Below are 16,653 nucleotides of genomic sequence, written 5' to 3'. Positions count from 1 at the left end.
TTTAGAGTTCGAAGGTTAAGATGAGAATCGCATTAGGTATCGAATACAACGGTACAAATTATTTTGGTTGGCAACGCCAAAGAGAAGTGAAAAGTGTTCAAGAAGAACTAGAGAAAGCGTTGTCCATCGTTGCGAACCACCCTGTCGAAGTGCAGTGTGCAGGTCGTACTGATGCGGGTGTACATGGTACGGGACAAGTTGTTCACTTTGATACCAACGTTAATCGAAAAATGGTGGCTTGGACGATGGGCGCAAATGCGAACATGCCAAGTGACATCGCTGTTCGCTGGGCAAAAGAAGTTCCTGATGACTTCCACGCGCGATTCTCGGCAACAGCGCGTCGTTACCGCTACATCATTTTTAATCACGCATTGCGCCCAGGCATTTTGAACTCGGGTGTGAGCCATTATCACGGCGAGCTAGATGAAAAAAAAATGCATGAAGCCGGGCAATATTTGTTAGGTGAAAATGACTTTTCATCATTCCGTGCAGCGCATTGTCAGTCGTTGAGTCCGTGCCGTAATTTGATGCACCTAAACGTCACTCGTCATGGTGATTATGTTGTTATCGACATTAAAGCGAACGCGTTCGTTCACCACATGGTTCGAAACATCACAGGTAGCCTGATTAAAGTCGGTCGTGGTGAAGAAAAACCAGAGTGGATCAAGTGGTTGCTTGAGGCAAAAGATCGCAAACTTGCAGGTGCAACAGCGAAGGCTGAAGGTTTGTACTTAGTCGATGTCGATTATCCAGAAGAATTTGAATTGCCTTGCGTGCCGATCGGTCCGCTGTTTTTGCCAGATAATTTGAACTAAATTCACAAACTTGCTTCAAAATATCGGTAGTGTAGCCGCATAACATCAGTAATTAACGATATCGAAAATAGGTACAACCAGTTTTTTATCTACACTCGTCGCAAGATATGGTTTAATCCGTCGGTATTATTTCGAATTTATATCTTTCGCAATGAAGCGGAAGAGTTGAGAGAAAAGGTCTTCCATGAGTTGGCTTGAAAAGATTTTAGAGAAAAGTAACCTAGTTAGTTCACGTAAAGCTTCTATCCCAGAAGGTGTGTGGACGAAATGTACCTCTTGTGAGCAGGTTCTTTACCATGCTGAACTTGAGCGTAACCTAGAAGTTTGTCCTAAGTGTAACCATCACATGCGTATGAAAGCGCGTCGTCGTTTGGAAACATTCTTGGACGAAGGTAACCGTGTTGAGCTAGGCACTGAGCTTGAGCCTCAAGACAAACTGAAGTTTAAAGATTCTAAGCGATACAAAGAACGTATCTCTGCAGCACAAAAGAGCAGTGGCGAGAAAGATGCGCTGATCGTTATGCAAGGTGAGCTATTAGGCATGCCTCTAGTAGCGTGTGCGTTTGAATTCTCTTTCATGGGCGGTTCAATGGGCTCTGTGGTTGGTGCTCGCTTTGTTAAAGCAGTAGAAGCAGCAATCGAGAACAACTGCGCGCTTGTATGTTTCTCTGCAAGTGGCGGCGCTCGCATGCAAGAGGCGCTGATGTCTCTAATGCAAATGGCGAAAACCAGTGCGGCACTTGAGCGTCTGTCAGAAAAAGGCCTGCCATTTGTTTCGGTTCTTACTGACCCAACCATGGGCGGTGTATCGGCAAGTTTGGCGATGCTGGGCGACATCAACATTGGTGAGCCTAAAGCGTTGATCGGATTTGCAGGTCGTCGTGTAATCGAGCAAACGGTACGTGAAGATCTTCCTGAAGGTTTCCAACGTAGCGAGTTCCTGCTTGAGCACGGTGCGATTGATATGATCGTTGACCGTCGTGAAATGCGTCAACGTGTGGGTGGTCTTATCGCTAAGATGACTAACCACAAGTCTCCATTGGTGATTTCGGTTAACGAATCTCCAAATGAAGAACCATATTCTGTACCAGAAGTGGACGAAAAAGGGTAAAGTAACAACTAACATAAAGCCAAAGAAATTAATGGTTAAAGTTAGATGACCCAAAACCCAATTCCTCAAGCCACATCTCCTCTAGCGATGTGGCTTGATTATTTATCAAATATTCATTCCTCAGCTATCGATTTAGGCTTAGACCGCGTTCAAGCGGTAGCGACAAAAGCCAATCTCACCAAACCTGCTCCCACCGTAATCACTGTTGCCGGAACCAATGGCAAAGGCTCAACGTGTGCGCTAATGGAAGCAATCTTACTCGACGCTGGCTATTCGGTAGGCGTTTACAGTTCTCCTCATCTGATTCGTTATAACGAGCGTGTGCGCATTAATGGTGTAGACGTGGAAGATGCTAAGCACTGTGAAGCGTTTGACTATGTAGAAAAACAACGTGGTGACATCAGTTTAAGTCTGTTCGAGTTCGGCACGCTTGCAGCGCTGCGTATTTTCCAAGTCGAAAACGTCGATGTAGTGCTTCTTGAAGTTGGCTTAGGTGGGCGACTAGATGCAACAAACGTCGTTGATCACGATGTGTCAGTGATCACCAGCCTGGCGATCGACCATGTAGATTGGCTTGGTGACGACATCAATGTTATCGGCTTTGAAAAAGCGGGCATTTACCGTGCAGGTAAACCCGCGATTTGTGGTCAACCACTGCCTCCAGCGACGGTTGCAGCCCATGCTGATGATATCTGTGCTGAATTCTTCCAAGTCGGCATCCAGTTTGACTACGCTCTAACTGAGAAAGGTTGGAAGTGGAGTAGTGGTGCTTTTGCGCTTGAGGATCTTCCTCTGCCTTCGCTACCTCTTCCAAATGCTGCCACTGCTTTAATGGCTCTAGGCGCGTCGGAATTGCAAATCACTGACATAAACATCGTGAATGGCTTGAATAATGCTCGACTCGCGGGTCGAATGCAGGTACTTCAACACGAGCCAGAAATTGTGTTGGACGTGGCGCACAACCCTCATTCTGCTGAGTATTTAGTTGAAAAGGTAAAAACTCAGTACGCAGGGAAAACTATCCACGTTGTAATTGCAATGCTGCATGATAAAGACATCAAAGCGACATTGGCCGCGCTTAAGCCCATCGCGACGCATTGGTATCCAGCATCGTTGACTGGGCCACGGGCTGCAACGGCGGATGAATTATGCCAGTACCTACCGCAAGGGCAAGTTCAGTTCCAAACACCGGTTGAAGCGTTTGAGAGTGCATTAAGCAGCGCTGCTTCAAACGATCTTGTGTTGGTCGCGGGCTCATTCCATACCGTAGGTGAGGTATTGGAGTATTGGCAATCAAAGAATAAGTAATCAAAGGTAACTTGATGGCAAGTAAATTCCAAAGTCGTTTAGTCGGCACCATCATTCTAGTCGCAGTGGGAGTCATTGTTCTCCCTGATGTTCTAGATGGTAAAAAACTGCACTACAAAGAAGAATTTGCCAGCATTCCTATCAAACCTGAACTTGATAGTGATGTGGAAAACTTCGAGATCTTAGAGCCAGTAGAAGATGACATTGCGCTACCAGAATCACCAGTAGAGGCGGTCGTGCAAGAGTCAGAAGAGCGTCAGGTTAACGCCTCTCAGCCGGAGCAGAAACCTGAACCTACGCCACAACCCGTCGAAGTAAAGCAACCAAAACAGCCAGAGCAGGTTGAAATTGCTGTTCGTCCAGTTGAAGAAAAAAATCAATATGAAGATTCTGCGTGGATCATTCAGTTGATGGCGCTGAAGAATCACGAAAATGCAGAGGCGCTTGTTGCGGATTTGCAGAAGCGTGGTTACCAGGCTCATACGAAAAAAGAGAACGACTTTACTCGAGTAATTGTTGGCCCTGATGTGTCAAAAAGTAAACTTGAACGACAAGTTCAAGAATTACAAAAAATTACCGGCTCAAAAGGTCAATTGCTTAAATTTAAGCCATTAAATCCATAAGAAAACGTTTGCGTCAGCATTTTTTCTGTTAAAATGCGCGCCAACTTAAGATGAAGAAAACATGAATTGGATAGATTTTATCATTTTAGGTGTGATCGGATTTTCAGCTCTGATCAGTTTAGTTCGCGGTTTTGCTAAAGAAGCTTTGTCTTTGGTTATTTGGTTCGGAGCGTTTTTTATCTCCAGTAACTACTACGCCAAATTGGCGGTGTACTTCACCAATATCAAAGATGATATGTTTCGCAACGGAGCCGCAATTGCGGCGTTATTCGTCGCAACCTTGGTAGTTGGTGCAGTGGTGAATTACGTCATTGGTCAACTGGTACAAAAAACAGGGCTATCAGGTACTGACCGAATTCTAGGAATTGTATTTGGTGGTTTACGCGGAGTCTTAATTGTTTCTGCGGTGCTGTTTTTTATGGATGCGTTTACTGCATTCCCAAGCTCGGATTGGTGGAAAGAGTCACAGTTGATCCCTGAGTTCAGCCGTATCATCGCCCCATTCTTCGAGCATTTACAAGCAACATCAAGTTTTCTGTCTGGCACTATCTAGTAGTGCCAGCTACTGTCGCAAATCGAGGATTAGGACATGTGTGGTATTGTTGGAATCGTGGGCACAACGCCTGTAAACCAGTCTATTTATGACGCGTTAACGGTGTTACAGCATCGTGGCCAAGATGCCGCTGGTATTTGTACCATAGAAAGCAATCGTTTTCGTCTGCGTAAGGCGAACGGTTTAGTCAAGGATGTATTCGAAGCAAGACACATGCAGCGCTTGCAAGGTGAGGTCGGTATCGGCCACGTTCGTTACCCAACTGCGGGTAGTTCAAGCGCCTCAGAAGCCCAGCCTTTCTACGTAAACTCTCCTTTCGGTATTACACTTGCCCACAACGGTAACTTGACCAACGCTCACGAAGTTCGTCAGAAACTGTTTGAAAAAGATCGCCGCCACATCAACACCACTTCAGATTCAGAAGTGCTGCTCAACGTACTTGCACACGAAATTGACACAGTAAAAGGCAATGTGACTGCTGAAGATGTATTTCGCGCTGTTACCAATGTGCACCGTACTATTCGCGGCGCTTATGCAGTAACTGCGATGATCATCGGCCACGGTATGATTGCGTTTCGTGACCCGCATGGTATTCGCCCTCTTTGTTTAGGCAAGCGTGAAGTCGCTGGTCGCACGGAATACATGGTTGCATCAGAGTCTGTTGCGTTGGATGCGGTCGGTTTTGACTTTGTGCGTGACGTAGCTCCGGGTGAAGCGGTGTATGCGACATTTGAAGGTGAGCTGTTCACTAAGCAATGTGCAGACAATCCAAAGCTAAATCCTTGTATTTTTGAATTTGTTTACTTTGCGCGTCCTGATTCTTTCATCGATAAAATCTCTGTGTACAGTGCTCGCGTTGAAATGGGCAAAAAGCTGGGTGAGCGAATTCGTGAAGATTACGCCGATCTTGATATCGACGTCGTAATCCCTATTCCTGAAACCTCTTGCGATATCGCACTACAAATTGCTCAAGCGATCGATATTCCTTACCGCCAAGGCTTTGTCAAAAATCGTTACGTTGGCCGCACGTTTATCATGCCTGGTCAGCAACAACGTAAGAAATCAGTGCGTCGCAAGCTAAACGCTATCCGCTCTGAGTTCAAAGATAAGAACGTGTTGCTGGTGGATGACTCTATCGTTCGCGGTACGACATCAGAACAGATCATTGAGATGGCTCGCGACTCCGGCGCGAAGAAAGTGTACATGGTGTCTGCTGCACCAGAAGTTCGCTTCCCTAACGTTTACGGTATCGATATGCCGAGCGCGACAGAGCTGATTGCTCATGGTCGTGACAACGAAACCATTTGTAAGCAGATTGGTGCGGATGCGCTTATTTACCAACGTCTAGATGACTTAGTTGAAGCGGTAGGCTTAGGTAACCAAGATATCACGCAGTTCGATACATCAGTATTTAATGGTGAATACGTAACTGGCGATATCGATCAACAATACCTCGACTTCCTAGATGGTTTGCGTAATGACGATGCAAAAACGCAACGTGAAATTCAGCAAGATCTAGCGAACCTAGAGTTGCACAACGAAGGCGCGTAAATCTGCGCCATCATTATCGGGATTAAAAAAACCAGAGCCTAGGCTCTGGTTTTTATTTGGTTCATCTCGGCTTTCCGGGGAAAGCCGCTTTTATCTTTAAGAAGAAGTAATCAGTGTCTCGATAGCCATATCCCATCCGCTTGATTAACTTTATCTTGTTATTTATCCCTTCAAGCGTACAGGTATTCAGCGGGTAACTTGCTGAAGCAGTAATCCCATGAAGATATGGACGGAGCTTTCGAGCGAACTCTTTAAGTGGCTTAATTCCACTCTCATTCACTTGCTCCCACCATACCTGCCATAAGTTTTTAGCCTGAAGTTCAGAGCCACAACGCCATAGTTCCTTTAATTGCGCACCCAGCAAGTAAGTTGTCATCAAGTCCTGATTCATATTCAATATTTCTGTGAGGTAGCTTTCCTGTTGTGCATTCAAATTATCCCTATTTTTCAATAACACCCAGCGCGAACGCTTGACCCATTGCCTTGCTTTTTTATCTTGTTTTAGCTTATTGGCTTGGTCGACTCTGACTTTATCCATCACTTCACGACCAAACTTAGCAACGACGTGGAACAAGTCGTAAACGATGCGAGCATTTGGGCAATGCTCTTGGACTTCAAGGTCAAAAGCCGTATTCATATCCATTGCTACAGCTTCGATATTTTTACCATGCTCACCTAGCTGTTCAAAGAACGGTCGAATATCCTTGCGGCTACGACCTAGTCCTATCCAGATAACCTGATGGCTTTTCGCGTCAGCAATGACCGTCGCATAGCGGTGCCCTTTAAAAATGGCGAACTCGTCCATGACGAGTTGCCTTAATTCACCCCATTTAACTTGCGGCACTACTTGTTGAAGCCGACGCTTATCTATCTCTTTGATTGTTTGCCAATGAACGCCTGTCACTTGGGCTATATGTTTAATTGGTAGCAGAGGTAACAACTGTTCTATATAGCTTCGTAGGCGGTTAGTGATACGAGCATAAGGTTCCAACCAAGATAGCCGCTCTGTTTTAATGCCGCAATTACTGCGTCGGGTTTGAATGGACAGTTCAACGGGAGCTCCTAACAGTGTAGCTTCCTTCACGTTACGCCACTGATACTCATGTATGGCTTGAGCTTTAAGCCCGCACGGACACTTAGCGATAGAATTAGGTTTGAGAGTGAGCTTTATTAATGATGCAGTCTGATGAGACTTTACTATATGAAAGCCTTCCCAGAATGAAGATAGGAAAGTATGATTCGACATGAAAACGGTAGTTTGTGTAGGTTTTGTTTGGCGATAAAACTCTATCACTTACTACCGTTTTTGTTTTTAGTTCCCGCTTATCCGCGATGAACCTTTTATTTTTTAGTGAATGTTGTAGGCAATCACAAAGTCGATGAACAGACGCACTTTCTCTGGCAAGTGATCTTTGTGGTTGTACAGCATGTAGATGTCGCGCGGGTTTGCGCTCCAATCTGGCAATACTCGCAACAATTCACCACTTTCGATGTATTCCTTAATCATCACATCAGGCATTAATGTAATACCTAGACCTTCTGAACAAGCACTGCGAACAACATTGAGTGCGTTGGCTTGGAAACGACCACGCTCTACGTTCACCACAGACTCACCTTTGCTGTTGATCAGTGTCCACTTGATAAGTGGGTAGCCTTTTAGCAAAGAGTGGTTTGAGAGCTCTTCTGCGTGGTTTGGCGCAGGGTTGGCTGCTAGATAGTCTTGGCTGGCAACCAAAATATCTTTTACTTCGCCAATTTTACGAGCAATTAGGCTGGAATCTCGTTGCGGACCTACACGGAAAATAACATCCCATTCCGTTGGGTCTAATTGATCAGCGTTGTTCTCTGTCGTCAGCTCGATATTGATATCCGGATACTTCTTCATGAAGTCATTAAACATCGGCATCATCATGCGCTTGGTCAGATTGTAAGGCGCAGAAATTTTAATTTTGCCTGATGCACCGCGGCAGTCATCAGTGATTTCTTCCGCGGTTGATGTCAGCCTTTGAAGTAGGGGAGAGCATTCATGGTAAAAGCGTTCTCCGGCTTCAGTCAGAGAAAGCTTACGTGCGTGACGGTTCAATAGTCGAAGATTGACAGAGTCTTCTAGCGCTTGAATGCGTCGGGTGATGGTTGCCACCGGGATCATGGTTTTTCGCGAAGTTGCGGTATAGCTCCCATTTTCGACAACCAGTCGAAACAGGTTCAAATCATCTAATTTCATATTTCCAGACACATTAAATTACCAATTGTGGCTAATTTATAATTAACTTTGTGATTAAAGCTTGCTTTAAGTCAACATGTTGCATCATTTGAACACAGCAAGAGCCTTGGAGTAAATACTGACAATTTGTATAAATGACTTTTTCAAGCTACGTTTTATAACAAGGCGAAACCGCTTCAAGTCTTGCTGCGCAACGTTTTGCCTATGCAAACACAACAAAAATAATAACTTAAATAATTTTGTTTTTTGACTAAGCTTTGTGAGGTGTAAAGGTATGTTCAAGACTCACAGTCAAACGGCAATGGTCTCGGCACAGGAAGTGGTTAATCGGAAACTGATCATGTTAGTGGACGATGATCCGATATTTCGTAACGTAACCAATGCTTATTTAGAAAGTCAGGGTTTCAAAGTAGTAGAAGCTGAAAATGGCCTAGAGGCTCTTCATCAACTTAGGGAATGCCAACCCGATCTCGTCTTGTGTGATTTGTCTATGCCCGTATTAGATGGCATAGAATTCGTAGAAGAAGTCAGTCTTGAGTATCCATCGCTACCGCTTATTGTGGTGTCTGGCACAGATGAAATGTCTGATGTCGCGAAAGCGTTGCGTTTTGGTATTAAAGACTTTCTTCCAAAACCGATAGGGAATTATGAACATTTGTCGCAAGCGATTGACAATACGCTTGAAGACTCAGATTGTCATTTTGCCGAACAGCGTGACTTTTCAAGCCAATGGTTCCGCGTAGATGACGGTGGAGAAATACCAGATGAGCAAGAGCTGCACTGGCATTTAGAGTACTTGCAACAAAACCCAAATGCAGCGAGAGATCTGCTGCACGCGTTGCTGCCAGACAAAGACGCCTCTCAAGGTGACTGGCGTTGTTCTTATCGGTTACTACAGTCGGCAGATTTGATGCCTTTGGTGTTTGATTATCGCTGGTTGATGAATGGACAGTTTGCTTTCTACTTAGTGGACTCTGCTTCCCAAGAAAATGGAGGTGTAGCGACAACGCTACTGGTGAGAGCTTTGTTTGATGATTACCTAAGAAACTTAAAAAGTTTCAGTGCGGATCTGAAAGACATGGTAAACATCATGGAGAAGGGCATTGAGTGCTCAGATTGTGCTGGTGCGGTGAAGGCGGTATTTGGTGTGGCGGATTTAGTTTCTTCAACCGTGTCACTTTTACCTGCTGGTTTGGACAGCCAATGGTCGGATGGACATGAAAATCAACATATTGCGGCAGGCAATCGACTGGGTGATGGCAGCATGAAAAACTTCATCACCCGAGATTTACCGCTGAAGACAACAGGTCAGTTGTCGATAGGTTGTTTAGGTGCATCCAGTTTCAGCCTGAATATTACTCGAGTTAATAGACTCGTTTAGAAAGCCAAACTCGGATCTTATCTTTAATTAATATGGCGAAAGCAGCATGTAATGTGCTGCTTTCTTCTTTCCTGAATCTGTCGTTCTATAACTGATGATTTTATAACCTTACTTTTTGTTGGTGTTTAGATGGAATTGTTTAAGGTATAGTCAGCGCCTAAAACAATAATGACCCATTTATGCAACGTTAATTTAACGCTGCGTGTTGGGAGAAGCAAAGTCAACTAGTGAGAAGAAACATCATGGCAGACAAAGATTTTAAAGAGCCTTATAATATTTTTTACTTTTTAGGTTTCATTGCAGTACTTTTGATCCCAACTCTACCTGCAACGCTAACCTGGCTTCGTGTAATGAACGGTTACGCAGGCTTTTAATCTAGCTATTGTGTATTGGAGTTCACCATTCGTATTAAGCGTTACTTCTTCAATATTGTTGGTGGACTCTGTATAGCGCTTGGCATTGCCGGCATCGCCCTTCCTCTCTTACCGACCACTCCTTTTATCTTGCTAGCAAGCGCTTGTTTTATGCGCGGCAGCCCTGCATTTCATCATTGGTTACACAATCACAAAACCTTCGGCCCTATTTTAGACAATTGGCATCGTCATCGAGCGGTGAGCCCTAAAGTCAAACAGCGTGGTGCGGTTTTTATCATTCTTAGTTTTACCGTTTCTATCATCGTAGCCCCCATCATCTGGGTAAAAATTGCTCTTTTAGTGATGCTAATCGTTTTACTCAGTTGGTTTATGCGCCTACCTGTGATTGAGTTGGTTGCTGACAGAGAAGAAAATCACTAAGATTGTAGAGAATAGTGTGCCCGCTCTTCGAGTGGGCGTTTGTATTTTCAGCGCCTGTGACTTTTAAGAAAATAGGCACATAGCGGTGAAAACCTATTGTTCGTTGCCCTCGTGATACTGTGATTAGAATAGAGGGTGATGAGCCAATCTAAGTAAATCGGTATTATGACTACAGAAACAATTTCGCTGATCAAATCTAGCATCAAAAGCATCCAAGATTACCCAAAACCAGGCATTCTTTTCCGCGACGTAACAAGCCTATTAGAAGACGCAAAAGCGTATCAAGCAACCATCGGTCTGCTGGTTGAACGCTACAAAGACATGGGCTTTACAAAGGTTGTGGGTACAGAAGCACGTGGTTTCCTATTTGGTGCGCCACTAGCGCTTGAGCTAGGTGTTGGTTTTGTTCCAGTGCGTAAGCCAGGCAAACTACCTCGCCCGACCATTGCTCAATCTTATGAACTAGAATACGGCATTGATACGTTAGAAATTCACACAGACGCTATCGTAGAAGGCGATAAAGTATTGGTTGTGGATGACTTGCTGGCGACAGGTGGCACGATTGAGGCAACGACAAAGTTAATTCGCCAACTTGGTGGTGAAGTTGAACACGCAGCGTTCGTTATCAACCTACCAGAAATCGGTGGTGATAAGCGTTTAGAAGCATTAGGCCTAAACGTATTCAGCATTTGCGATTTTGAAGGACATTAATACATTCAATGAGTTATTTAGCTTTAGCGCGAAAATGGCGTCCTAATAAGTTTGACCAAGTCGTAGGGCAAAAACATGTTCTAACGGCACTGGAAAACGCATTGGCGCAAAACCGTTTACATCATGCTTACCTATTCAGTGGGACGCGTGGTGTGGGTAAAACCAGTATCGGCCGTTTGTTTGCCAAAGGGTTGAACTGTGAGACTGGTATCACCGCCACACCATGTGGTGAATGTGCTACCTGCCGAGAGATTGATGAAGGTCGCTTTGTTGACTTGCTTGAGATTGACGCGGCATCACGTACTAAAGTTGAAGATACTCGCGAACTGCTAGACAACGTTCAATACAAACCCGCTCGTGGACGTTTTAAAGTGTACCTCATCGATGAGGTGCACATGCTGTCGCGTCACTCTTTCAATGCGTTATTAAAAACCTTGGAAGAGCCGCCAGAGTATGTGAAGTTTTTGCTCGCAACAACCGATCCACAGAAGCTGCCAGTTACCATTTTATCTCGTTGTCTGCAGTTCCATCTCAAGCCAATCAGTGTTGATGATATTCATCAGCAACTTGACTACATTTTGGGTCAAGAGCAGGTTTCAGCAGAGTCCAAAGCGCTCGGTATGATCTCCCATGCAGCTGATGGGAGTATGCGTGATGCGCTGAGTTTGACCGACCAAGCGATTGCTTTAGGCAATGGTGCGGTGCAAACCGACATCGTTAGCCACATGCTGGGAACCATCGATACGGATCAAGCGATTCACTTGCTTGAGTCGATCAGCAGTAAACAACCTCAACAAGCCATGGATAAAATCCACCAATTGGCGGCGAATGGTGTTGAGTGGGACGGTTTATTGCAACAAATCGCGACGCAGTTACATCGCATCGCTATGTATCAAGCACTGCCTGCGTCACTAGACCGAGCACAGCCTGATGCAGAAAAAATCGAATTATTAAGTAAAGCGCTCAGCCCACAAGATGTGCAGCTTTACTATCAAATTGCGCTAAAAGGTCGTGACGATCTGACGCTGTCTCCAAATGGCCGTGTTGGTATGGAGATGATCGTCTTACGTATGTTGGCTTTTCGTCCATCAGCGAATAACGGTGCAAATATCGTTACCGCAGGATCTCAACCTCAGTTGAGTCAGATGCCAAATGCGAGTCTAACGAATTCAGCGCCAGCACAGCAGGCTCCGGTAGCACAACAGCAGTCGCGCCCAAATCCAGTGCAAGCACAACAATCTGTTTCGCAGCCCGTTCGTCCGTCAGTGAATCAGCCTGCGTCAATGAATGAAGAGCCACAATATCAGCCAGATTATCAGACTGGTGGTTATGATATGTCGCCTCCTCAGTACGACATGGCTCCGCCAATGAGCGAAAACCCAGCGTCAGAGGCTCAACCTCAGCAAGAAAGCGCACCTGCGCCATCAAGAATGGGTGCGGCAGGCTTACGTCATCAATTACGTTCACAGCGTAAGCAGGGTTTACAGCAAAACACAACGCAAAATGGTGGCACAAAAAAGCCTAAAGCGGCATCTGCAAAACCAGAATCGGTCATCGACCGAGTAGCGCAATTGCATGGCAATTCCGCGCAGGTGTCGCCAAACTCAACGCCAAAGCCTACTGAACCAGAAGTTGAAGAAGCGTATCGCTGGCGTCCAAGTAAGCCTGTTGAGACGAAAGTTAATACCAAGCTGACACCTACGCAGCTCAAGCAAGCGCTTGAGCATGAAAAAACACCAGAAATGGCACAAAAGCTGATTGATGAGTCACTTGAACAAAACGAGTGGGCGAAAATGATCAGTTTGATGAACCTGCCTAAGCTGGTGGAACAACTTGCGCTAAACTCTGACTATAGTAAAGAAGGCTCGACCGTTTCTTTACAGTTGAGAAGCAGCCAAGCACACTTAAATACAGATAGAGCTCAAAGTGAGCTGCTCAACGCACTAAACACGGTTTTAGGTGAAGAGTGTCACTTGAGTATCGAAGTAGGAGAGAGTGGCGAAACACCACTTGAACTGAGAGACAGGCTCTATCAAGAGAAGTTACAACAAGCGCTGAACAGCTTGGAGAACGACCCGAATGTCGACTTTATCGAGCGTCGTTTTGCTGCAGAGCTTGATAAAGATAGTGTGCGCCCTATCTAACTAACAAACGGAATGGGGTTGAAAACGTCAAGTGATAACCCCATTAACTGATGCAACACCCAATTAAACCAGAGAGATAAACATGTTTGGTAAAGGCGGTATGGGCAACCTAATGAAGCAAGCCCAGCAAATGCAAGAGCGCATGCAAAAGCTTCAAGAAGAAATCGCGAATATGGAAGTAACTGGCGAGTCTGGTGCTGGTCTAGTTAAAGTAACAATCACTGGTAGCCACAGTGTGCGTCGTGTTGACATCGATGAAAGCTTGATGGAAGACGACAAAGAAATGCTTGAAGATCTTATCGCTGCGGCATTCAACGATGCAGCACGTCGCGTTGAAGAAACTCAAAAAGAGAAAATGGCTTCTGTAACTGGCGGTATGCAACTACCACCAGGTATGAAAATGCCATTCTAATCTGCTGACATCTAATTAAGCGGATTTTCATGCGTACCAGTCATATGCTGGAACAATTGATGGAGGCCTTACGTTGTCTACCTGGGGTAGGCCCCAAGTCGGCCCAACGTATGGCCTTTCATTTGTTACAGCGTGATAGAAAAGGTGGTCTGCAACTGGCAGATGCGCTGAGTCAGTCAATGACCGAAATTGGTCACTGTGCTGAATGTCGAACTTTTACTGAAGAAGAAGTTTGCCACATTTGTACTAACCCAAAACGCCAAGAAAACGGCCAAATTTGTGTAGTAGAAAGCCCGGCAGATATCGCAGCAGTCGAAGCGACGGGTCAATACTCCGGTCGATACTTTGTGCTTATGGGGCATTTGTCTCCGCTTGATGGCATCGGTCCAAGTGATATTGGTTTAGACGTGCTTGATTATCGTCTACGTCGAGGTGATATTTCTGAAGTGATCCTTGCAACCAACCCAACGGTTGAGGGAGAAGCTACTGCTCACTATATTGCGGAGTTGTGCAGAGAGCACCAAGTCGAAGCTAGCCGTATCGCGCACGGTGTGCCTGTAGGTGGGGAGCTTGAGCTCGTAGATGGCACGACCTTGTCACACTCATTATTGGGTCGACATAAGATTTAATAAAAAGCCGCTGAATTCAGCGGCTTTTTTGATCTTGGGAGTTGGGAACGATTAATCGTTTGATTCTTTACCAAGCAGGTTTTTGTAGATAACCGCACCAAGTACGCCACCCACAATAGGCGCAACCCAGAACAGCCATAACTGAGAAACTGCCCAGTCACCTACATACATTGCGACTGCTGTACTACGAGCTGGGTTTACTGAGGTATTAGTCACAGGAATGCTGATCAGGTGAATAAGAGTCAGACACAAACCAATTGCAATAGGCGCAAAACCTTGAGGTGCACGTTTGTCTGTCGCCCCCATGATAACGATAAGGAACATCATCGTCATCACGATTTCAGAAACTAACGCAGCAAGCATTGAGTACTGACCTGGTGAGTGTTCACCATAACCGTTGGCGGCAAAGCCAGAACCAACAACATCAAATCCAGCTTGTCCTGTCGCGATGACATAAAGAATACCACCAGCGATCAGCCCGCCGATCACTTGTGCGATGATGTAAGGCGCAACGTCTTTTGTATCAAAACGACCGCCAGCCCAAAGGCCAACCGTCACTGCAGGGTTCAAATGGCAACCTGAAATATGACCGATTGCAAATGCCATGGTTAAAACGGTTAAACCAAAGGCCAGAGCGACACCCAGCAGGCCAATACCAACATCTGGAAAACCTGCAGCTAACACTGCGCTGCCGCAGCCGCCCAATACTAGCCAGAACGTACCAAAAGCCTCAGCCAAATACTTGTTCATGTTATTTCCTAATTTCTAATTAAATGACCCGCTGAACATAGTCGAGAATTGTCAATAAAGTGTGAGGGAGATCGCGTAAAAACTGCAATTAGGACGGTATGTGGCAAGAGTTCTCAAGGATGAGATAAAAGCAGGGAGAAGAGAGGCTGAATCTTCAGTTTGCCTTGGCCATCACTAACTGAGTAACAGCCAAGGCAACGTAGGTTTTAACTAAATGCGACGAAAGGCGATACGCACAGCAAAATACCAGTAGCAATAATCAAGTAAAGCGACGCGCCTTTGTATTTGTGTAAAGAAGGCACTTGATAGACAAGGTAAGCTGGAATCAAACAGCCAATCAAACCAAAGATAGGGCTACATACTGATGTGAAGCTCAGAACTGGTAGATTCAATACAATTGCACCCCACGCCATGAGAATCGCAAAGAGAATGATTCCTTTAGTGACCAAGTCTTTATTGATTTTCTCTTCAGGCATGACCTTTTTTAGAGCCAGCATCGCTAGACCTTGGCAAGAATCGCGGAAACCCAAGTACACACCAAAAAACGCAGTCATTACTGAGAAAATATTCAGCATTAAACTCATTAGTTTTAGCGTCGTGCCGTCCATACCTTGCGCAACCATCGCAAGAGCAGAGATGTTCTCTTCTGCTGCTTTAACCGCTTGTTCATGTGACATCGCAAGCGTAAAGGAAATCGCATAGAAGAAGACCGTCACAAACAAGATACCGAAAGCAATTTTCATTGCGCGCATGGCTTTAAAGCGAGCAACCTCAATCGATTTTTCTTTTGATCGGTATGAGATCACCATTGGGCTCAAGCTTTGAATAAAGAGAATAGACGTTAGAGTAAACGGCAGTAGCTCAATTGCATCTTTCAAACCAGCGCCTGTTTCTGGAATCGCACCGACATTCGCTACATCCCATTTTTCGATCATCATGACGCCAAGTAATGCAACGGTACAAAGTTTAATCAGCACAAGACCAGTACTGACCTTAAACAAAATCTTTTCGCCACGAGATGCAATAGCGACCAGCGCGCACACTAAAGCCAGACCATATAGCGGGTTTTCAGACAGTAAACCTTCCGTGATGCCAAAACTATGTAGGAAAGATGCCGAGTCATTGTTGATGGCTGTTGAGTAAACAAAGACCCAAATCACCAACATGATGAAGTAGAGCACACCTAATAACGCCCCCCATTTGTTACCAAGGTAACCGGAAATGACGCCAGCGTAATCTTGGCACTTTGGTGAACTTGAGAGAGTGTTGATGAAAAGGCGTTGGAACAAGTACATCGCTGGGTAGCCGATCACGGCAGAGGCCAAGAATACCCAAAGGCCCAATACGCCTACTTTTACTGGTAAAAAGACAATACCGGCACCGATTGCCATGCCGATACTCATGATCACCCATCCCCAGTCTGTGCTATCAAACTTGGTCGCGGCTTTCCACTCGTCTAGGGCCATGCCTGCTTTTACGTGCGGTGGCTCTTTACCGATAGGTAAGGTTTGTGTAGGTGCTGTCACGCTCATTTTATTGTTTCTCTTGTTAGTATGAATTTTTCTCAAATTTAATTGAGAAAACATATATCACCAATTTTTTTGTGGAAAATTCAGATAAATTTGAGATCTTGGCGAAAAAGTTCAA

At 45.2% G+C, this 16,653-nt stretch carries 17 protein-coding genes; 13 read left to right on the top strand and 4 right to left on the bottom strand.

Annotation, left to right across the window (positions count from 1 at the left end):
- Positions 1-20 precede the first annotated feature (20 nt).
- The 6 genes from truA to purF all read left to right on the top strand — a co-directional run bounded on the left by truA (position 21) and on the right by purF (position 5,961).
- Complete coding sequence (gene truA / locus DYB02_RS12805) at positions 21-815, top strand: tRNA pseudouridine(38-40) synthase TruA (protein WP_005479529.1); 795 nt, start codon at positions 21-23, stop codon at positions 813-815.
- Between the two features lie 184 nt (positions 816-999).
- The gene (accD, locus tag DYB02_RS12800; RefSeq protein WP_029806101.1) at positions 1,000-1,926 is read left to right on the top strand and encodes an acetyl-CoA carboxylase, carboxyltransferase subunit beta; all 927 of its coding nucleotides are present in this window, start codon (positions 1,000-1,002) and stop codon (positions 1,924-1,926) included.
- Between the two features lie 45 nt (positions 1,927-1,971).
- Entirely contained in the window at positions 1,972-3,234 is a 1,263-nt protein-coding gene (folC, locus tag DYB02_RS12795; RefSeq protein WP_025558284.1) for a bifunctional tetrahydrofolate synthase/dihydrofolate synthase, read from the top strand.
- Between the two features lie 14 nt (positions 3,235-3,248).
- Entirely contained in the window at positions 3,249-3,857 is a 609-nt protein-coding gene (locus DYB02_RS12790; RefSeq protein ID WP_015297091.1) for an SPOR domain-containing protein, read from the top strand.
- A gap of 61 nt (positions 3,858-3,918) precedes the next feature.
- Positions 3,919-4,410, top strand: a complete 492-nt coding sequence (locus DYB02_RS12785; RefSeq protein ID WP_005484550.1) for a CvpA family protein — start codon at positions 3,919-3,921, stop codon at positions 4,408-4,410.
- 36 nt (positions 4,411-4,446) lie between these two features.
- Complete coding sequence (purF, locus tag DYB02_RS12780) at positions 4,447-5,961, top strand: amidophosphoribosyltransferase (protein WP_005484378.1); 1,515 nt, start codon at positions 4,447-4,449, stop codon at positions 5,959-5,961.
- A 61-nt stretch (positions 5,962-6,022) separates the two neighbouring features.
- On the opposite strand, the gene DYB02_RS12775 is transcribed toward purF, so the two are convergent.
- Together DYB02_RS12775 and DYB02_RS12770 are read right to left on the bottom strand one after the other, a co-directional pair.
- Entirely contained in the window at positions 6,023-7,207 is a 1,185-nt protein-coding gene (locus DYB02_RS12775) for an ISL3 family transposase (RefSeq protein ID WP_029847389.1), read from the bottom strand.
- 102 nt (positions 7,208-7,309) lie between these two features.
- Positions 7,310-8,185 (bottom strand): LysR family transcriptional regulator, encoded by an 876-nt coding sequence (locus tag DYB02_RS12770; protein ID WP_005460107.1) that lies wholly within the window; start codon positions 8,183-8,185, stop codon positions 7,310-7,312.
- A 274-nt stretch (positions 8,186-8,459) separates the two neighbouring features.
- On the opposite strand from DYB02_RS12770, the gene DYB02_RS12765 reads away from it, so the two are divergent.
- From DYB02_RS12765 to recR, 7 genes are all read left to right on the top strand, one after another.
- Complete coding sequence (locus DYB02_RS12765) at positions 8,460-9,566, top strand: response regulator (RefSeq protein WP_029806160.1); 1,107 nt, start codon at positions 8,460-8,462, stop codon at positions 9,564-9,566.
- Between the two features lie 242 nt (positions 9,567-9,808).
- The gene (locus DYB02_RS25945) at positions 9,809-9,940 is read left to right on the top strand and encodes a hypothetical protein (RefSeq protein WP_005380608.1); all 132 of its coding nucleotides are present in this window, start codon (positions 9,809-9,811) and stop codon (positions 9,938-9,940) included.
- A 15-nt stretch (positions 9,941-9,955) separates the two neighbouring features.
- Positions 9,956-10,360, top strand: a complete 405-nt coding sequence (locus DYB02_RS12755; protein WP_005494429.1) for a YbaN family protein — start codon at positions 9,956-9,958, stop codon at positions 10,358-10,360.
- 165 nt (positions 10,361-10,525) lie between these two features.
- The gene (gene apt / locus DYB02_RS12750; protein WP_005460112.1) at positions 10,526-11,071 is read left to right on the top strand and encodes an adenine phosphoribosyltransferase; all 546 of its coding nucleotides are present in this window, start codon (positions 10,526-10,528) and stop codon (positions 11,069-11,071) included.
- A gap of 8 nt (positions 11,072-11,079) precedes the next feature.
- Positions 11,080-13,215, top strand: a complete 2,136-nt coding sequence (gene dnaX / locus DYB02_RS12745; RefSeq protein WP_029806158.1) for a DNA polymerase III subunit gamma/tau — start codon at positions 11,080-11,082, stop codon at positions 13,213-13,215.
- Positions 13,216-13,297: 82 nt separating this feature from the next.
- Positions 13,298-13,627, top strand: coding sequence for a YbaB/EbfC family nucleoid-associated protein (locus tag DYB02_RS12740; RefSeq protein ID WP_005460082.1), 330 nt, complete (start codon positions 13,298-13,300; stop codon positions 13,625-13,627).
- Between the two features lie 29 nt (positions 13,628-13,656).
- The gene (recR, locus tag DYB02_RS12735) at positions 13,657-14,256 is read left to right on the top strand and encodes a recombination mediator RecR (RefSeq protein WP_005460088.1); all 600 of its coding nucleotides are present in this window, start codon (positions 13,657-13,659) and stop codon (positions 14,254-14,256) included.
- 51 nt (positions 14,257-14,307) lie between these two features.
- Here recR and aqpZ read toward each other — a convergent pair whose 3' ends face one another.
- Positions 14,308-15,006, bottom strand: a complete 699-nt coding sequence (gene aqpZ, locus DYB02_RS12730) for an aquaporin Z (RefSeq protein WP_005460095.1) — start codon at positions 15,004-15,006, stop codon at positions 14,308-14,310.
- Positions 15,007-15,212: 206 nt separating this feature from the next.
- A complete protein-coding gene (locus tag DYB02_RS12725; protein WP_005494432.1) occupies positions 15,213-16,472 on the bottom strand; it encodes an SLC5/6 family protein in 1,260 nt (419 codons plus the stop codon).
- Positions 16,473-16,653: the final 181 nt, after the last annotated feature.

Origin of the sequence: Vibrio parahaemolyticus, assembly GCF_900460535.1 — a bacterium.
Lineage (GTDB): Bacteria > Pseudomonadota > Gammaproteobacteria > Enterobacterales > Vibrionaceae > Vibrio > Vibrio parahaemolyticus.
Note: the sequence above shows the minus strand (reverse complement) of the source record. Positions and strands in the feature narration are given on the sequence as shown.